The sequence below is a fragment of the Cryptosporangium sp. NPDC048952 genome, assembly GCF_043197895.1.
GTDB lineage: Bacteria > Actinomycetota > Actinomycetes > Mycobacteriales > Cryptosporangiaceae > Cryptosporangium.
This window is the reverse complement of sequence record NZ_JBICTY010000004.1, coordinates 372,351-389,787: the sequence shown is the minus strand read 5'-3', so window position 1 is coordinate 389,787 and position 17,437 is coordinate 372,351. Positions and strand designations below refer to the sequence as shown.

The following is a 17,437-nucleotide window of genomic DNA, read 5'->3' as shown; positions in this document are numbered from 1 at the left end:
CGGAACGCCTCGTGCTACGGGGAAGCTGGTCCTCGTTCCCAGGACCCCATGACCATCAGCGTCTTCGTGCCCACGACCGTGCCGGTCCGACGGAACCGGTCGATCACCTGCTGCAGATGCCCGATGTCGCGCACGCGCAGGTGGATCAACGCGTCGGGGTCGCCGGCGATCGTGTAGATCGCCTGCACCTCCGGCACCGCCGACGCGGTCCCGATGATCGCGCTCACCGGAGTCGCGCCGCTGTAGCGCAGTTCGGTGAACGCCTCGATGCCCCAGCCGAGCTTCGCGTGGTCGACCTGCACGGTGAACCCGGTGATCACACCGATCTCGCGCATCCGGTCGACGCGACGCTTCACGGCCGCGACCGACAGCCCCACCGCGCCGGCCATCTCGGAGAACGTGCGCCTGCCGTCGGCCGTCAGCAGCCGCAAAATTTCCTGGTCGATGTCGTCCACCACACAAGCAATTTGCGTCTCCGACGGCAGAGTGCGCAAGACACTTGCTCGAAGAGAGTGACGGGCGTCTCCTCGGTGCATGAGCGTCTCCCTGGACGACAAGTACACAGCCACCGCCGGCCGGGTCCTGATGTCCGGGGTCCAGGCCATCGTCCGACTCACCCTCGAACAGCGACGGCTCGACGAGGCCCACGGCGTGAACACGCGGGTCTTCGTCAGCGGCTACCAGGGCTCCCCGCTGGGTGGGCTCGACATGGAACTGGTCCGCGCCGAGAAACACCTCGACGGCGTGGTGTTCAAGCCCGGCCTCAACGAGGAGCTCGCGGCCACCGCGGTCGGCGGCACGCAGCTGCTCGGCCAGGTGCCCGGCGCGCGCCACGACGGGGTCGTCGGATTCTGGTACGGCAAGAACCCGGGCCTGGACCGGGCCGCCGACGCGATCCGGCACAGCACGGTCTCCGGGACCGCGGCGCTGGGTGGTGTGGTCGCGCTGATCGGCGACGACCCGTCCAGCAAGTCCTCGACGATCCCGAGTTCGTGCGAGCCGATGTGCCAGAGCCTGTCGATGCCGCTGCTGGCGCCCGGCACGGTGGCCGAGGTCGTCGAGTACGGGCTGCACGCGGTCGCGCTGTCCCGCGCGTCGGGGCTGTGGGTGGGCCTGAAGATCGTCGCCGACGTCGCGGACGCGTCAGCGACAGTGGACGTCACGGGCCTGAGCGCCGCCGTGCCCGCGCCGGACCGCACCCCGCGCCCCGCTCCCCCGGCGCTGGTCGGGCCCGCCTCGCTCGACGCCGAGCACGACATGCTGACCCGGCGGCTGAACCTCGCGCGCCAGTACGCCCGCACCGCCGGACTCAACCGGGTCGTGTTCAGCGCACGCGACGCTCGAGTGGGCGTGCTCGCGTCGGGCACCAGTTATGCCGTCGTGCAGCGCGCGCTCGAGGACCTCGGGCTCGACGAGGCCGACCTGGAGACGCTCGGCGTACGCCTCATCAAGCTCGCCATGCCCTTCCCGGTCGACGCGGAACTGCTGGCGGAACTGACCGCCGGGCTCGACCAGGTGCTGGTGGTCGAAGACAAAGTGTCCTTCCTGGAAGGGCACCTGAAAGAAGCCCTGTACCGACGACCGGACGCGCCCACCGTAGTCGGCCGGTACGACGAAAACGGCCGTCCCCTGCTGACCGCGCGCAGCAGTCTCGGCGCCGAGGACGTCGCCCGGGCGCTGCGGTCCCGGCTCCACCTCCCGGCGGCGGAGGTCTCGCCCCAGCGCCCCCGCATCGCCCTGCCGATGCTGGCCGCGCGCACGCCGTTCTTCTGCTCCGGCTGCCCGCACAACACCTCGACCCGCGCGTCCGACGACACGCTCGTCGGGATCGGCATCGGTTGTCACGCGATGGTCGCGCTGGACACGCACGGGCGCGGCAAGCACATCGGCATCACCCAGATGGGCGGCGAGGGTGCCCAGTGGATCGGGCTCGCCCCGTTCACCGACGACCGGCACTTCGTCCAGAATCTCGGTGACGGCACGTTCCACCACTCCGGTTCGCTCGCGATCCGCGCCGCGGTGGCTGCTGACGTCACGATCACCTACAAACTGCTCTACAACGACGCTGTCGCGATGACGGGTGGGCAGCGGGCCGAGGGCCGGCTCGATATTCCGACGCTCACGCGGTGGCTGGCGAACGAGGGCGTGCGGAAGGTCGTCATCACGACCGATGAGCCTGGCTCGTACCGGGGGATCCGGCTGGACCCGATCGCGTCGGTCCGGGACCGGGCCTTCTTCGCCGAGGCCGAGCAGGAGCTCGCACACATCGACGGCGTGACCGTGCTGATCCACGACGATCGGTGTGCGGCGGAGGAGCGGCGGCTGCGGAAGCGGGGGCAGCTTCCCACGCCGGTGGAGAAGGTCGTCATCAACGAGCGCGTGTGTGAGGGGTGTGGTGACTGCGGCGATAAATCCACCTGCCTGTCGGTTCAGCCGGTCGACACCGAGTTCGGCCGCAAGACGCGTATCCACCAGGCCTCGTGCAACTCCGACTTCACCTGCCTGACCGGCGACTGCCCGTCGTTCCTGCTCGTCGAGCCGGGGAAGCCGCGAAAGCGCTCGGTTCCCGAGGCGCCGAGCGATCTTCCCGAGCCTGACCGGCGCTTCCCGGACGACGTGCTACTCCGGATGCCCGGCATCGGCGGCACCGGCGTCGTCACGGTCTCGCAGATCCTGCAGATGGCCGCCCACCTCGACGGACTGCACGCCGCCGGGCTCGAGCAGACCGGCCTCGCGCAGAAGGGCGGCCCGGTCGTCAGCGACGTCCGCATCTCCAAGGCCCCGATCACGGGCACGACCAAGGCGTCCCGCGGCACCGCCGACGTCCTCGTCGGCTTCGACCTGCTCGGCGCCGCCGCGCAGACCAACCTCGACGCCGCCCGTGCCGGTCACACCGTCGCGGTGCTCAACACCGCGATCGTTCCGACAGCGGCGATGGTGACCGGTCGGGTGGTGCTTCCCGACAGCCCGGCCGACGCGCTGGAACGCATCGCCTCGGTCACCCGTCCTGACGCGACACTGCATCTGGACGCCCAGGGCCTCGCCGAAAAGCTGTTCGCCGACCACATGCCCACGAACATGCTGCTGCTCGGTGCGGCGTACCAGCACGGATGCCTCCCGCTGTCGGCCGCGGCGATCGAAGCGGCGATCCGCCTCAACGGCGCGAGCGTCGACAAGACGCTCGCCGCGTTCCGCTGGGGCCGCGCGGCCGCCGTCGACAGGGCCGCGGCCGAAGCGGCGGTCACCGGGACGGCGGTCACCGAGGCGCCACGGACCGTCGCCGCCGGCACGTCGTTCGAGGAGGCGCTCGCACTGCGCGTCGCCGACCTCACCGGCTATCAAGACGTCAACTACGCCAACCGCTACGCCGACGACGTCCGGCGCGTCGCCGCGGCAGCGACCCGCCGGGCCGGCGACGAGGCCGGTGAGCGCATCGGCCTGGCCTACGCCCGAGGCCTGCACCACCTCATGGCGTACAAGGACGAGTACGAGGTCGCCCGCCTCCACCTCGACCCGACCGAGCAGGCCCGCCGCGACGACGAGTTCGGCCCCGACGCCGACGTGTCGGTGTTGCTCCACCCGCCGGTGCTGCGCGCCCTCGGCATGAAACGCAAGATCCGCCTCCGACGCACGGCGCGTCCCGCGTTCACCGCACTCCGTGCCGCACGCCGGCTCCGCGGCACACCGCTCGACGTCTTCGGCTACGCCCACGTCCGCCGGGTCGAACGCGAACTCGTCGCCGAATACCGCGCCGCCGTCCACGGCGCACTCGCCCACCTGGGCACCGACAACGCCGAGCAGGTCGTCACGCTGATCGACCTGGCCGACGTCGTCCGCGGCTACGAGGACGTGAAGCTGGCTCGCGTCACGTTGTTCCGGGAACAGCTCGGCACGCTCACCGCGGAGATTGCTGCGGGTACCACCACGGCTCGGTGACGTCCTTGTACTCCACGGGCCGGAAGTCGTGGTACTCGGCCGGAGTGGCGTAGTGGCTGCTCACGACCAGGTGGTTGGGGTTCTGGAACCAGCTGAACCCCGCCGGGGACGCAACGACCGTGTCGGACTTCGGTGCTTCCAGCGCCGGCACGGTCGCCAACCGGGACGGGAACGCGCGGCGGGACGCGACCACGATCACGAACGCCGCCGCCGCCAATCCCAGACCGACGATCGGAAGCACCTCGAGGTAGCCGGCCCGGACGATCCGCTCCCCCAGGAACGATCCGCCGCCGATGCCGACCTGGAACGCCACGACGTAGACCGCGGACGCCGCGTCCGCGGACTGCGGCGCGACCCGTAACACCGCGGCCTGCATGATCACCGGCGAGGCCGTCATCGCCGCGCCCCACGCGAGCACCGCGACGATCGTCGGCACCGGCCCGAGCGTCGGCACGAGCAACGCCAGCGCGGCGATCATGACGACGATCAGAATGCTCAGCAGCGGCCCCGGCCGCCGGTCGACCCAGCGTCCGATGAACCAGTTGCCGACCAGACCGGCCGCGCCGAATCCCAGCAGCAGCGCGCTCAGCGCCGGCCCCTCCAGCCCGGCATTGCGCCGCACCAGCGGCGCCAGGAACGTGTACGCGCAGAACAGGCCGGTCATCAGCACGATCGTGGCGGCCGCGACCGCCACCAGCGGCCCCGACCGCAGCACGAGGATCGCGTTGCGCTGGCGCTGCCAGGCCGAGGTCGCGAGGTCACTGCGCAGTGCCGGCAGCGCCGGGAGTTGCGTCAGAATTCCCGCGACGCAGAGGGCACCACCCACCGCGAGCACCGTGAGCACGATCCGCCAGCCGAAGAGCTGGCCCAGCGCCGTGCCCAGCGGCACGCCGACCACGATGGCCAGCGAGTTACCGAGGAAGACCCAGGCGGTCGCGCGCCCGCCCTGTCCCGGCGGCACCAGGCGGAACGCGATCGGCGCCACGGTCGCCCAGAAGATGCCGTGCGCCAGCGCGCACACCAACCGGGCCACGACCAGCAGCGCGAACGTCGGCGCGATCGCGGACGCCAACTGCGAGAGTGCGAAGATCGACATCCCGATCGCGATCAGGCGCCGGCGCGGGACCTGCATGGTCACCGCGGTCAGCGGGATCGACGTGAGGGCCGCGACCGCGGCGTAGATGGTGACGAGCAGGCCGACGTCGGCCTCGCTCACCGACATGTCGCCGGCGATCTCCGGCAGGAGGCCGACCGGTATCGCCTCGGCGGTCACGTAAACGAAGGTGGAAGCACCTAAAGCTGTCAGCGCGACGCGGTGGTTCACGCACGTGAGAGTAGGCAGAGCGATCGGAGTTAACCCTGCATTTAGAGTTTTTGATGTTTCAGTTGAGCATCACGGCCTGCCGGAGGGACTGCTAATGGCCGATTCGCTCTGGGTACGGTGCAAGCGGCAATTTTGACTGGTTGAGGAGTGCTGACGTTTGAGTGAAGCCCGGGTCGAGCTACGCGGCGGTCCCGCCAGCTACACCAATTTGACGGTCTATCGCGACAACAGCCGCCAGCTACCGCCCACGATCGAGATGCTCGTCGCCGACGGCGTGCTGGACTACAAGCTGACCAGCGCGGTCACCACACCCGACGGCTACCCCATCTACCGATGCCCGACCAACTGGCGACTCGCGGTGCGTCCGACCGAGGTGACTCCGACCGAGGCGACTCCGGCCGCCGCGCCTGCGGTCGAAGAGCCGTCCGCAGAAATCCACCCCTTGGACGCGCTGCTCGCCGAACTCGATGCGAAGGACGCGAACGGCCCGCGCTGATCCCGTCATGCCGCTGCCCGCCCGCACCCGGCACCGGACCGGGCTCACGCATCGAGAAGCTAGCGACCGACGCCGCGAGTGAGCAGGTCGTAGAGGGTTGCGCGCTGACTCATGTTGGAGTCCGTGCTGGTCGCTGCAGAACGGATGAGCGAGTCGAGTCGGACGGAGCCGGGCTGCAACGAGTACCGCTTCTCTCGAGACCTCACGGATCCCACCGTGTTGGTGCTCGCGGAGGAGTGGGCGACAGAAGACGCGCTTCAGACGCATCTGGCTTCGCCGGACTTCACCGCCTTCGCGGAAGTCTTCGGCCGGGCGATCGAGGGAGACCCCACCTTCGTGCGCTTCGACACCGCCGGTCCTCGCCCGCTGTTCGGCGCGACTTCCGACCAGTAACGGCCACCCGGTCAGCGCGTTTACGCGTCGAGTCGCTTGCCCAGCGCGTCGCGGATCGTGGTCAGCGCCTCGAGCACGGCCGCAGGTGGTGCACCGGGCACGCTGACGTGAACGTCAGTTGCCGCGCCTGTGCAGGCCGGCGAGCGCCGCGTCGAGGATCGGCTGCCGGTACTCCGGCGTGCCGGGGATCTTCGCGATGGCCATGACGAGATCGAGCACCTGGTCGAGGTCCAGATCGTCGGCGATCTGGTGGGCGTCCTGGGCGGCGGCGAACAGCGGCTGACCTGCGGCGAGCATCCGGCTCCGGGTCTGGAAGACCGGATCGGTGGTGTCGGTGTGCTCGAGCAGCCCGAGAACGACCGGCCGCTTCGTGGCGACGTACTGGAAGAAGCGCCGCAGCCAGGTCGTGAGCCGCTCCCCCGAACTGTCGCCCTCGACCGTCGCCGCGGCGGCGCAGACCTCGTCGACCTCGTCGACGAGCAGCGCCTCGAGCAGCGCGTGCCGGGTCGCAAAGTTGCGGTACAGCGTCGCCTGACCGACCCCGGACCTGCGGGCGACCTCGGCCATCGACGTCTCGGCTCCGGTGTCGGCGAAGGCAGCGCGCGCTCCTTCGATGATTCGCTGGCGGTTGCGGGCTGCGTCGGCTCTCTTCGACGGCGACTGGTCTTGCATAAGTGGACAGGCTCTCCATATGGTGATGCGGACAGGCTCTCCGTTTCACCGGAGACTCTATTCGTCTGTTCAAGGATCCGCCATGTCCTCTTCTGACACCGCCCGTCCCGTGCACCGCCGCCTGGTGCTGGCGATCTGCTGCCTGAGCGTCGGCGTCACCGGCATCAACCTCAGCATCGTCAATGTCGCACTGCCGTCGATCAGCAGGGATCTGCACGCCTCGGTCAGCAGCCTGCAGTGGACCGTCTCCACGTACTCCCTGGTCATGGCCTGCCTGCTGCTGTTCTCGGGTTCCCTGGCCGACCGCTTTGGACGCAAGCGGATCTTCCAGCTCGGCCTGGCGCTGTTCGCCCTCGGCTCCCTGCTCAGCGGCCTGGCGCCGAGCGTCGGGTGGCTGATCCTGTTCGCCGGCCTGCAGGGAGTGGGTGGCTCGATGCTCAACCCGGTCGCGATGTCGATCGTCGTCAGCGTGTTCACCGACCGCCGGGAACGGGCCCGGGCGATCGGCCTGTGGGGATCGGTCATCGGGATCACGATCGCGATCGGGCCCGTGCTCGGAGGCCTGCTGGTCAGCGGCGTCAACTGGCGATCGGTGTATCTGGTCAACGTCCCCGTGGGCATCGTCGCGATCCTGCTCGCCCGCCGGTTCGTCCCCGAGTCCCGGGCCGCCCGCGCCCGCGCCTTCGACCCGCCCGGCCAGGCGCTGATCGTCGTGCTGTTCGCGTCGATCATCGCCGCGACGATCGAGGGCCCACGTCAGGGATGGGCGGACCCGTGGATCGTCGGGTTGATCGTGCTCGCCGTCCTGGCGTTCGTCGGCCTTCTCGCCGTGGAGCCCCGGCGGTCCGAGCCACTGATCGACCTGCGGTTCTTCCGCAGCCCTCCGTTCTCCGGCGCGAACACCATCTCGGTGGTGATGTCGGCCGGCCTCGGCGGGTTCCTGTTCCTCAACACGCTCTACCTCCAGGACGTCCGCCACGAAAGCCCGCTGCGCGCCGGGCTGATGATCGTCCCGATGGCCGTGGCCCAGGCCGTCGCCGCCAACCTCTCGGGGCGGCTGGTCGCGTCCCGGGGCGCCCGCCCGCCCCTCGTTCTCGGCGGCGCGTTACTGGCCCTCGGCGGCTTTTCGCTGGTCGCCCTGACCGCGCGGACCCCCGGCGCTTACCTGTTGGCTGCCTACGCCCTCTTCGGCCTCGGCGTCGGCATGATCAGCCCGCCGATCACCAACACCGCCGTCTCGGGCCTGCCGCCCGACCAGGTCGGTGTCGCCGGCGCGCTCGCCGCCAGCGCCCGCCAGTTCGGCGCCTCGATCGGCGTCGCCGTGACCGGCTCGATCGTGGCCGGTGCCGACTTCATCGACGCGAGCCACACCGCCTGGGCGCTGCTCGGAGCGTGCGGAGTCGCCGTGCTCGCGCTCGGCATCGTCTCCACCAGCGGCTGGGCGCGATCCGTCGCCGCGCGCAACGGCCAGCGCCTCGCGCCGCCTTCGCCCGGATCGATCACCAGCATCACGCCGTCGACGTCGTCGCGAGGCTCGTCCGGGTGACCAATCGGCCGGGAACACGCTGCACGACGGCCAACGCCGCCGCGATCCGCTCGTCCAGCCCACTGTCGTTAGAAGCCGGATGCGTCAGCCCACCCAGGATGTCGCGCGCGAACCGCGCGGCGATCTCCTCCACCGACTGCGGCCCGTCCGGCCGGTACCAGGTCCAGGCGTAGTTGCACATGCCGAAGATCTGCAGCGCGGACATCGTGGGGTCGGTCGTGTGCAGCACCCCCTGCTCGGCACCGTCACGCAGGATGCCGACCAGGATCTCGGTGTAGGCGTTTCGCTGCGTGCGAACGAATTCGTTCAGCTCGCCGTCGAAGTAGCGCACCAGCTCACGCAGGCACGCCAGCGACGCCGCGCGGTCGTCCCGGTGGGCGGCGAGCAGTGCGTAGATCATCGCGATCAGCCGCTCGACCGGGTCGTCCAGTTCCGCGCCGATGTACGAGGCCTCGGCGAACCGCCGCCCGAAATACGCGACGTGCAGCTCCCCGAGCATGGCTTCCTTGCTGCGGAAATGGTGGACGATCGTGCCCTTGCTCAGGCCGAGCTCGGAGGCGACGTCACCCAGGCTGGTGTCGGCGTAGCCGCGCGCGGCAACGTGCTCGGCGAACACGCGCAGGATCGCGTCGCGAGAACTCGCCCGGGAACTCTTCACCGCCCCATCATACGACCTCTTGCTGACCGTACGGGCGGTCAGTTAACGTCAGTGGTCATGATCCGTTCCAAGGTCGATCCGGGGAGCGCGGCGTTCGCCGCCAACGCGGAAGCCCACCGTGCACTGCTCGCGGAGCTGAACGCCAAGCTGGCCACGGCACGGCTCGGCGGCTCGGAGAAGTCGCGGGCCCGGCACGTCGAACGCGGCAAACTCCTGCCCCGTGACCGCGTCGACGCGCTCGTCGACCCCTCGTCGCCGTTCCTCGAACTCTCGCCGCTGGCGGCCAACGGTCTCTACGACGACCAGGCCCCGGCCGCCGGGATCATCACCGGCATCGGACGGGTCGCCGGCCGCGAGTGCGTCATCGTCGCCAACGACGCGACGGTCAAGGGCGGCACGTACTTCCCGATGACCGCGAAGAAGCACCTCCGGGCCCAGGAAGTCGCGCTGCACAACCGGCTGCCCTGCCTCTACCTCGTCGACTCCGGTGGCGCGTTCCTGCCTGCACAGGACGAGGTCTTCCCCGACCGCGACCACTTCGGGCGCATCTTCTACAACCAGGCGCAGCTCTCCGGGAAGGGCATCCCGCAGATCGCCGCGGTGCTCGGCTCCTGCACCGCCGGCGGCGCCTACGTCCCCGCGATGAGTGACGAAGCCGTCATCGTCCGCAACCAGGGCACGATCTTCCTCGGCGGCCCGCCACTGGTGAAGGCCGCGACCGGCGAGGTCGTGCTGCCTGAGGACCTCGGCGGCGGCGACCTGCACGCGCGCACGTCCGGCGTCGTCGACCACCTCGCCGACAACGACGCCGACGCGCTGCGCATCGTCCGGAACATCGTCTCGACGTTCGGCCCGCGCACCTCCCCGCCCTGGGACCGCGCACCGGTGGAGGAGCCGGCAACCGATCCCGCCGAGCTCTACGGCGCCGTCCCCACCGACCCGCGCGTCCCGTACGACGTCCGCGAGGTCATCGCCCGGATCGTCGACGGATCGCGCTTCGCCGAGTTCAAGCCCGACTACGGCGCCACGCTCGTCACCGGGTTCGCGCACATCCACGGCCACCCGGTCGGGATCGTCGCCAACAACGGCGTGCTGTTCAGCGAGTCGGCGATGAAGGGCGCGCACTTCATCGAGCTCTGCGACCAGCGCGGTATCCCGCTGGTGTTCCTGCAGAACATCACCGGGTTCATGGTCGGTCGCGAATACGAGGCCGGGGGTATCGCCAAGCACGGCGCGAAGATGGTCACCGCGGTGGCCACCACCCGCGTACCGAAGCTGACCGTCGTCATCGGCGGTTCGTTCGGCGCCGGGAACTACGCCATGTGCGGCCGGGCGTACTCGCCCCGCTTCCTGTTCATGTGGCCCAACGCCCGCATCTCGGTGATGGGCGGTGAGCAAGCCGCGATGGTGCTCGGCACTGTCGGCAACGCCGATCCCGACGCGATCCGCGCCCAGTACGAGACCCAGGGCAACCCCTACTACTCCACGGCCCGGCTCTGGGACGACGGCGTCATCGACCCCGCCGACACCCGCACCGTGCTCGGCCTTTCCCTGTCCGTCGCCGCCAACGCCCCGTTGGCCGACCCCGCCTTCGGCGTCTTCCGGATGTGATGACGATGTTCTCCACTGTTCTGGTCGCCAACCGCGGGGAGATCGCGGTCCGCGTCGTCCGTACGCTGCGACGGCTCGGAATCCGGTCGGTTGCTGTCTATTCGGACGCCGACGTGGACGCCCCGCACGTCGCCGCCGCCGACGTCGCCGTGCGGATCGGGCCGGCCGCAGCCGCCGAGTCGTACCTTTCGATCGAGCGCATCATCGCGGCGGCCCAAGCCACCGGGGCCGAGGCGATCCACCCCGGCTACGGCTTCCTGAGCGAGAACACCGACTTCGCCGCCGCCTGCGAGTCGGCCGGCCTCGTGTTCATCGGTCCGCCTTCCTCCGCTATCGACGCCATGGGCGACAAGATCCGAGCCAAGCAAACCGTCGCGAAGGCCGGAGTGCCCGTCGTGCCCGGCTCCGACAGCACGGCCCTGTCGACCAGCGGCGCGCCCGACCGGCCCGACGCCGGCCGCGGAGACGGGGACCACGCGCATCCCGGCCGCGGCGCCGACCCGGGCCTCTCCGACGCCGAACTGACGGCCGTGGCGGCGGAGATCGGGTACCCCGTTCTCCTCAAGCCCTCCGCGGGCGGCGGCGGCAAGGGCATGCGCGAGGTCCACCGCGCCGAGGACATCGCCGCCGCTCTCGGCACCGCGCGCCGCGAAGCGCGCGCTTCGTTCGGGGACGACACGCTGCTGGTCGAGCGGCTGATCACCACGCCGCGCCACATCGAGATCCAGGTGCTGGCCGATCAGCACGGCAACGTCGTCCACCTCGGTGAACGCGAGTGCTCGCTGCAGCGTCGGCACCAGAAGATCGTCGAGGAAGCCCCGTCACCGTTGCTCACGGAGGCACAGCGCGAGGCCATGGGGGCCGCTGCCTGTGACGCGGCCCGCGCCTGCCGGTACGTCGGCGCCGGGACCGTCGAGTTCATCGTCGCCGGGGACCGCCCCGACGACTGGTTCTTCATGGAGATGAACACCCGCCTCCAGGTCGAGCACCCCGTCACCGAGGAGGTGTACGACGTCGATCTGGTGGAGTTGCAGTTGCGGGTGGCCGCAGGTGCCGTCGCGCCGTGGCCGTCGCCGTTGACGCCCCGCGGGCACGCGGTCGAGGTGCGGGTGTACGCCGAGGACCCCGCGTCGGGGTTCCTGCCGACCGGCGGTCGCGTGCTCGCGCTGCGGGAACCCGTCGGCGTGCGGGTGGATTCCGGCGTCGCCGAGGGTGGATTCGTCGGTTCCGACTACGACCCGATGCTCGCGAAGATCATCGCGCACGGGTCCGACCGCGCCGAGGCGCTCCGCCGTCTCGACGCCGCGCTCGGCGAGACCGTGCTGCTGGGGCTCGGCACGAACATCGGGTTCCTCCGCGCGCTGCTCGCCGACCCGGACGTGCGGGCCGGGAACCTCGACACGGGGCTCGTCGGCCGTCGCCTCGACGACCTGACCAGCTCCGACCTTCCCGATGACGTCGTCGGCCTCGCCACCGGCCTCGCGCTCCTCGATCTGGAGCCCGCCGCCCCGGCCCTGGCCGATCCGTTCGACATCCCCGGCGGCTGGCGCCTCGGTGACCGCGCCTGGACCACCCGCCGCCTCACCGCCGGCGGCACCACCTCCGTCGAAGTCCGCTACCGCGGCCGCGCCACCAACGCCGAGATGAGCATCGACGGCGCCGCCCCCGTCCCGACCACGACCACCCGCAACGGAGTCGTTCGGCACGTTCAGGGTGGGGTGGCCCGGAGCTACGCGGTCGCGCGGGACATCGATGGGCTGCTGTGGATCGGGCGGGACGGCCGCACGTGGGCGCTGCGCGACCAGGAAGCCCTCGACGCCGCCGGTGAGGCCGCGGCCGGTGCGGGCGGTCCCGTGCTCTCGCCGATGCCCGGCGCCGTGACCGTCGTCGCCGTGGAAGAAGGCGAAACCGTCGCCGCAGGACAGACGCTCGCCGTCGTGGAAGCCATGAAGATGGAGCACGTGCTCACTGCGCCGATCGACGGCACGGTGACCGAACTCCGCGCCCGCGCCGGCGCGAACGTTGCCAAAGACGCGGTCCTGATGATCATCGAGGCCTAGTGCTCGCCGCGAACCCCAGTACCGTCCAGGGTGGAAACACACCGGGAGGACACGAGTGGGCGTTTTCAGCGCGGGTGAGATCGAGTACCTCGGCGGGCAGCGACTCGGGCGGCTGGCGACCGTGACGGCCGACGGTCGGCCGCACGTCGTCCCGACCGGGTTCCGGCTCGACCACGAGAACGGCATCCTGAAGATCGGGGCGCACGATCTGCCCGGCCGGGGTCAGCGGCGGGGGTACCGGGGGCACATCGCGAACAACCCGTGGGTGGCGTTCGTGGTCGACGACGTCGCGACGGTGGAGCCGTGGGCGCCGCGCGGGGTCGCGGTAAAGGGGCACGCGGAGATCCAAGAGACCGGCGGTGAGCTGCTGGGACGTGGATTCGGGCCGCTGTGGGTGCGGATCACACCGAGTTGGGTGTCGTCGTGGGGCATCGACAACGGTTCGTACGACAAGCCGATCGTGCGGGCGGTGTGATCGACCTGGGGCCCGCGCTGGCTGTTGCCTCGCTGGCCACGCGGCCGCGTATCGAGCGGAGTGGGGTTGACCTTCGAGTGGGTCGAAGCTTCACGATGAGCGGGTGAGTGACGGCGAACTGATGACGATCGGGTCTTTTGCCCGGTCGTGCGGGCTGACCCCGAGCGCGTTGCGGTTCTACGCCGACTCGGGCCTGCTGGAGCCCGCGGCCGTGGACGCCGCGTCCGGTTACCGCTACTACGCGCCGGATCAGGTCGCTCGCGCGACGCTGATCCGGCAACTGCGGGAATTGGATCTGCCGCTGCCCCGCATCGCCGAAATACTTTCGATCGACGTCGTGCAGCGCGCCGACGAGGTCATCGACGCCCACGTGAACGCCCTCACCACCCGAGCCGAAGCCGCCCACACCCTGGCCGCCGCCGCCAAACGCACCCTCCGCACCCCCACAGCCGACGCCGCGAACGGCGGTCATGGTGGTGGCGCGGTGGCGGGGCGCGGCGGAGTTGGGGGGTGGGGTGAGGATCGGGTGGAGGTGCACGGGTTGCGGTTCGTGGCGGCGGTGGAAGCAGTGTCGACCGCTACGGCGTCGGAGCCGACGGTGCCCGCGCTGGTGGGGATCTACGTCGAGGCCGGGGACGGGCAGCTCGTGCTCACCGCGACCGACCGGTACCGCCTGGCGACCCGCACGCTCGTGACGCACCACGACGGCGCCCCGTGGGCCGTCACCGTGCACGGCGACGACCTCCGCGCGATCACGCCCTGGCTCCGCCGCCAACCCGTCATCGGCCTCCGTCCCGCGAACGACTACCTGGAGGTGGCTCCCGCCGGCGGCCCAGCCGCCGGCCCGCCCACCGCGGACGCGGGCACCGGTGGAGCGGGTGCCGGAGGTGCCACCGGCAGTGACGGGCGGTGGTGCCGGGTTCTGGCGCCGCCCTATCCGGACTATCGGGCGATGCTGGGCGCGCTGCCCGTTCCCGCGGTGCGGGTGCTGGTCGCGCGGCACCAGCTTCTCGCCGCGCTCGAGAATGTTGCCTCGCGTCACGTCCGCATCAGCATTGAGCAGCACCGGAGCACCTCGCCGCACCACCGCGCACCGGACACGATCGTGATCGGTGCCCCGGACGGACCGGCGATGACACTCGCGTTCGAGCTCGCCACGCTCCACCCGACGATCAGCAGCGCGATCGGCCCGGACGTGATGCTGGAGTTCTCCGCCCCCGACCACCCGGTGCTCGTGCGCTCCGCCGACACCGGCGACCTCACCGCCATCGCCATGCCCATCCACCTCCCCGAAACGGAGCCCTCGTGACCACCCCGCAACACGAAGCCGTGAACACCCAGAGCGACGGAGGGCTCGGCGAGCTGATGGGGCGGATCGGGGCCGCCGTCGCCGCGCACCGCGCATCCGGCGGGGACGGCCCCCGCGAAGACCTCCTCGCGATCTGGCGCGAATTCGCCCCCTCCCCGACCGGGCCGGATCAAGCGCTGCGCCGCTGCACGATCGCCCACTACCTCGCAGACATGTACGACGATCCAGCGCTCGCGCTGATGTGGGACACCCGCGCCCTCGACGCGGCCGCGAACCTCCCCGCCGAGCACGTCGGCTTCTATCCCTCGCTCTACCTGAACATCGCCGACAACCTCCGTCGCCTCCGCTCGTTCGACGCGGCAGAGGAGTACCTCGCGGAGGCCCGGCGCCGCCCACCAGCGGTCGCCGACGACTCGTACACCGAGCTGATGAACACCGCGTTCACCGCGGTCGGCACTGCCCTGCGCGAACGATCCACAGCCCCCATTATGGACGTTTGACCAGCGCCCTGACCGGCTACGATTCGTCCATGCCCGACGTCCTGGTCGTCGCGTTACCCCTGCTGGTCACCGTGGCGCTGCTCGTCTTCTTCCTCCGGCGCCAACGCCGCGCCGGGGTCGAACTCGGTGCCCGCGACGAGATGACGGCCGTGAACCAGCTCCCGCTGCGCCAACTCTGGGTGATCAACCGGGCGATCCGCGCGGGCCGGGCGGTGGACGACCCGGCGCTGGCCGCGCAACACCCCGACGCGCGCTGGACCGGCCGTACCCTCGATCCCCGGTCGACGGGCCGACAACGGATGGCGCTGGGCTGGGCCGTGCTCGTCGCGGTCAACACTCCGCTCTACCACGGGCTGTCCCTCCTGTTGGAGGCCCCGGTCGGCTGGGGTTCGGCGGCCGGTGTCGCGGTGACCATCGCGACCGCGCTGATCGTCGCGATCCACTTCGGCATCCCGTCGCACGGCAAGCCCACCACGGACGCCCGATGAACGGCGCCGCGCAGGTCGTCCTCGTCGTCGGGTTGCCGCTGCTGGTCGTCGTGGTGACGCTGGTCCTGGTCGCCCGGCGCAACCGCCGCATCGCGGCCGAGCTCGGCGCTCGGGAGTCGGTCACCGCGCTGAGCCGGCTGCCGCTGAAGGAGAACTGGCGGATCCGCCAGGCGATCCACGGCGGCCGGGCGGTCGACGACCCGGCGCTCGCCTCGGTCGCCGCCGACCGCGCGGACTACCTCGTCCGCGCCGGCGAGAACTACGAGAAGCGAATGCGACGCCTCCGCTGGGTGTACATCGTGTTCGGGGCGCTGCTCGTCTTCATCGTCGTCATCCGATCGTCGGACGGCCTGCAGCGCGACGACTGGGCACCGCTCGGGCTGTACGTCGCCCTGGCGGTCCTCATCCTCGGCCAACGTCCGTGGATGCGGCACCGGACGCGACGGGCCACCGCCGCCTCCGACGCGAACCACGCGCTCGCCGCGGAGCACCCGGACGCGCGCTGGACGGGTCCGACGCTCGATCCGCGGGCGACTTTCCGCCAGCGCGCGATCCTGGGCTGGGTCGTGATCGTCGTGGTCGCCACCCCGCTGTACTACGGGCTGGGCCGCGCTCTCGACGCCCCGATCGGCTGGGGCTGGGCGGTGCTCACGAGTGCGTTCGTGGCGACGGCGACGATCGCGTCCCTCTGGTACACGTCGCCGCCCCGCCCGTCGTGATCAGCAGTTGCTGGTGGCCGCTCTCCCCGCGAAGCGGTCGCCGAGGAACGTGAGCACGTCCGGCACCGACGCGATCAGCGTGCTGACGTGTTCACCGACGAACGTCGCCCACCGCACTGTCACGCCGGCCGCGCAGTACTGACGACGTAACGTCTGGGCCTGCGCGAGCGGAATGATCTCGTCGGAGCCGCCGTGGAACAGGTAGACCGGCGCGCGCGGCGGCGTCGACCCGAGCTTGTTCTCGGTGAGTCGCGACTGCCACGCCGGCGTGGTCAGCGGGTTGGTGGTCGTGTAGTCGGCGATGTGCTGGAACGCGTAGCCGAAGACCTGGTCGATGCAGGCGTCCTGCTGGGTCTCGTAGAGCGTCCGGCCGCGTTCGTTGAGGTAGGCGGGCAGGTTCAGCTCCGGGTACGCGGCGTCGAGACCGAGCGCCGCGAGCAGCTCGAACCCGAATCCGATCCCGCCGTCGAGGAACTTCGCGACCGCGTCCAGGTCCGCCGGGGTTCCGCCCGCAGTAATGCCGACGACGGTGAGCTCCGGAGCGTAGGTCGGCGCCAACTCGCCGGCCCAGGCCGCGCCACCACCACCCTGCGAGTAGCCGGAGAACGCGACCGGTCCCCCACCGGCCAGTCCGCTGGCCGGCAGCCGGATCGAGGCCCGGACGACGTCGATGACACCGCGTCCCTCGGACCGGCCCACGACGTACGGGTGGGTGCCCGGCGTGCCGAGGCCCTCGTAGTCGGTGATCGCCACGGCCCACCCGCGGCGCAGCATGGCGTCGATGAGTAGAGGCTTTTCGTAGTCGGGCTGGAACTTCGACGGCGCGCAACCGTCGCCGATGCCCCGCGTTCCACTCGCGACCGAGACGATCGGGCGCGGCCCGGGACCCCGCCAGGCGAGCTTGGGAACCAGCACCCGACCGGACACCGCGATGGGGGCGCCGGTTGCGTTCCGCGACCGGTAGAGCAGCAGGTAGCCGGTGTTGATGATGTCGTCGGGCAGCTGCCGCCACCAGATGACGTCGCCGTCGGCGCCGTCGGGCAGCGGGGACGGCGGGGTGTAGAACGCGTCGCCGGCGGGGCCCTGCGGCGGGGGTGCGGCGGCCTGCGCGGGTGCCGTCGGCGCGACGGCGGCGACGGCGACCAGGAGCAGGGCGGCGAACAGTCGTCTCATGGAACTCCTCATCGAGTCCGTCGGGGGTGCCGCGGACGATAAGGAGGCAAAACGAGAGATAGAAGAAATTGCGGGTC

At 70.8% G+C, this 17,437-nt stretch carries 16 protein-coding genes; 11 read left to right on the top strand and 5 right to left on the bottom strand.

From position 1 onward, the window contains the following. Nucleotides 1-14 precede the first annotated feature (14 nt). Nucleotides 15-458 carry an Lrp/AsnC family transcriptional regulator gene (locus ACGFY5_RS24285; protein ID WP_392723111.1) on the bottom strand — a complete coding sequence of 148 codons (444 nt, stop codon included), beginning with the start codon at nt 456-458 and terminating at the stop codon, nt 15-17. 76 nt (nt 459-534) lie between these two features. Between ACGFY5_RS24285 and ACGFY5_RS24280 the strand changes: the two genes are divergently transcribed. Next, nucleotides 535-3,936 (top strand): indolepyruvate ferredoxin oxidoreductase family protein, encoded by a 3,402-nt coding sequence (locus ACGFY5_RS24280; RefSeq protein ID WP_392723109.1) that lies wholly within the window; start codon nt 535-537, stop codon nt 3,934-3,936. On the opposite strand, the gene ACGFY5_RS24275 is transcribed toward ACGFY5_RS24280, so the two are convergent. Continuing rightward, the gene (locus tag ACGFY5_RS24275; RefSeq protein ID WP_392723106.1) at nt 3,896-5,260 is read right to left on the bottom strand and encodes an MFS transporter; all 1,365 of its coding nucleotides are present in this window, start codon (nt 5,258-5,260) and stop codon (nt 3,896-3,898) included. The two genes, ACGFY5_RS24280 and ACGFY5_RS24275, sit on opposite strands and share 41 nt — an antisense overlap. 157 nt (nt 5,261-5,417) lie before the next feature. On the opposite strand from ACGFY5_RS24275, the gene ACGFY5_RS24270 reads away from it, so the two are divergent. Then, nucleotides 5,418-5,756: a hypothetical protein gene (locus tag ACGFY5_RS24270; protein WP_392723104.1), complete on the top strand. Its 339-nt coding sequence runs from the start codon at nt 5,418-5,420 to the stop codon at nt 5,754-5,756. A gap of 111 nt (nt 5,757-5,867) precedes the next feature. Beyond that, on the top strand, nt 5,868-6,149 hold the full coding sequence (locus ACGFY5_RS24265) for a putative quinol monooxygenase (RefSeq protein WP_392723102.1): 282 nt from the start codon (nt 5,868-5,870) through the stop codon (nt 6,147-6,149). A gap of 114 nt (nt 6,150-6,263) precedes the next feature. On the opposite strand, the gene ACGFY5_RS24260 is transcribed toward ACGFY5_RS24265, so the two are convergent. Then, nucleotides 6,264-6,821, bottom strand: coding sequence for a TetR/AcrR family transcriptional regulator (locus tag ACGFY5_RS24260; protein WP_392723099.1), 558 nt, complete (start codon nt 6,819-6,821; stop codon nt 6,264-6,266). Nucleotides 6,822-6,903: 82 nt separating this feature from the next. On the opposite strand from ACGFY5_RS24260, the gene ACGFY5_RS24255 reads away from it, so the two are divergent. Continuing rightward, a complete protein-coding gene (locus ACGFY5_RS24255; protein ID WP_392723097.1) occupies nt 6,904-8,367 on the top strand; it encodes an MFS transporter in 1,464 nt (487 codons plus the stop codon). Here the strand turns inward: ACGFY5_RS24255 and ACGFY5_RS24250 are convergent. Further along, a complete protein-coding gene (locus ACGFY5_RS24250; RefSeq protein ID WP_392723094.1) occupies nt 8,330-9,025 on the bottom strand; it encodes a TetR/AcrR family transcriptional regulator in 696 nt (231 codons plus the stop codon). The genes ACGFY5_RS24255 and ACGFY5_RS24250 overlap by 38 nt on opposite strands. A 57-nt stretch (nt 9,026-9,082) precedes the next feature. Between ACGFY5_RS24250 and ACGFY5_RS24245 the strand changes: the two genes are divergently transcribed. The 7 genes from ACGFY5_RS24245 (at nt 9,083) to ACGFY5_RS24215 (ending at nt 16,187) form a co-directional block, all read left to right on the top strand. Then, nucleotides 9,083-10,636, top strand: coding sequence for a carboxyl transferase domain-containing protein (locus ACGFY5_RS24245; RefSeq protein WP_392723092.1), 1,554 nt, complete (start codon nt 9,083-9,085; stop codon nt 10,634-10,636). A gap of 5 nt (nt 10,637-10,641) precedes the next feature. After that, entirely contained in the window at nt 10,642-12,696 is a 2,055-nt protein-coding gene (locus ACGFY5_RS24240; RefSeq protein ID WP_392723089.1) for an acetyl/propionyl/methylcrotonyl-CoA carboxylase subunit alpha, read from the top strand. A 55-nt stretch (nt 12,697-12,751) separates the two neighbouring features. Next, complete coding sequence (locus ACGFY5_RS24235; protein ID WP_392723087.1) at nt 12,752-13,171, top strand: PPOX class F420-dependent oxidoreductase; 420 nt, start codon at nt 12,752-12,754, stop codon at nt 13,169-13,171. A 103-nt stretch (nt 13,172-13,274) separates the two neighbouring features. Then, complete coding sequence (locus ACGFY5_RS24230; protein WP_392723084.1) at nt 13,275-14,480, top strand: MerR family transcriptional regulator; 1,206 nt, start codon at nt 13,275-13,277, stop codon at nt 14,478-14,480. Then, entirely contained in the window at nt 14,477-14,980 is a 504-nt protein-coding gene (locus ACGFY5_RS24225; RefSeq protein WP_392723082.1) for a tetratricopeptide repeat protein, read from the top strand. The genes ACGFY5_RS24230 and ACGFY5_RS24225 overlap by 4 nt, the downstream gene beginning before the upstream one ends. A gap of 29 nt (nt 14,981-15,009) precedes the next feature. After that, nucleotides 15,010-15,468, top strand: coding sequence for a hypothetical protein (locus ACGFY5_RS24220; RefSeq protein ID WP_392723080.1), 459 nt, complete (start codon nt 15,010-15,012; stop codon nt 15,466-15,468). After that, a complete protein-coding gene (locus ACGFY5_RS24215) occupies nt 15,465-16,187 on the top strand; it encodes a hypothetical protein (RefSeq protein WP_392723078.1) in 723 nt (240 codons plus the stop codon). The genes ACGFY5_RS24220 and ACGFY5_RS24215 overlap by 4 nt, the downstream gene beginning before the upstream one ends. Here ACGFY5_RS24215 and ACGFY5_RS24210 read toward each other — a convergent pair whose 3' ends face one another. Next, nucleotides 16,188-17,360 carry a lipase family protein gene (locus ACGFY5_RS24210; RefSeq protein ID WP_392723076.1) on the bottom strand — a complete coding sequence of 391 codons (1,173 nt, stop codon included), beginning with the start codon at nt 17,358-17,360 and terminating at the stop codon, nt 16,188-16,190. It abuts the gene before it with no gap. Nucleotides 17,361-17,437 lie beyond the last annotated feature (77 nt).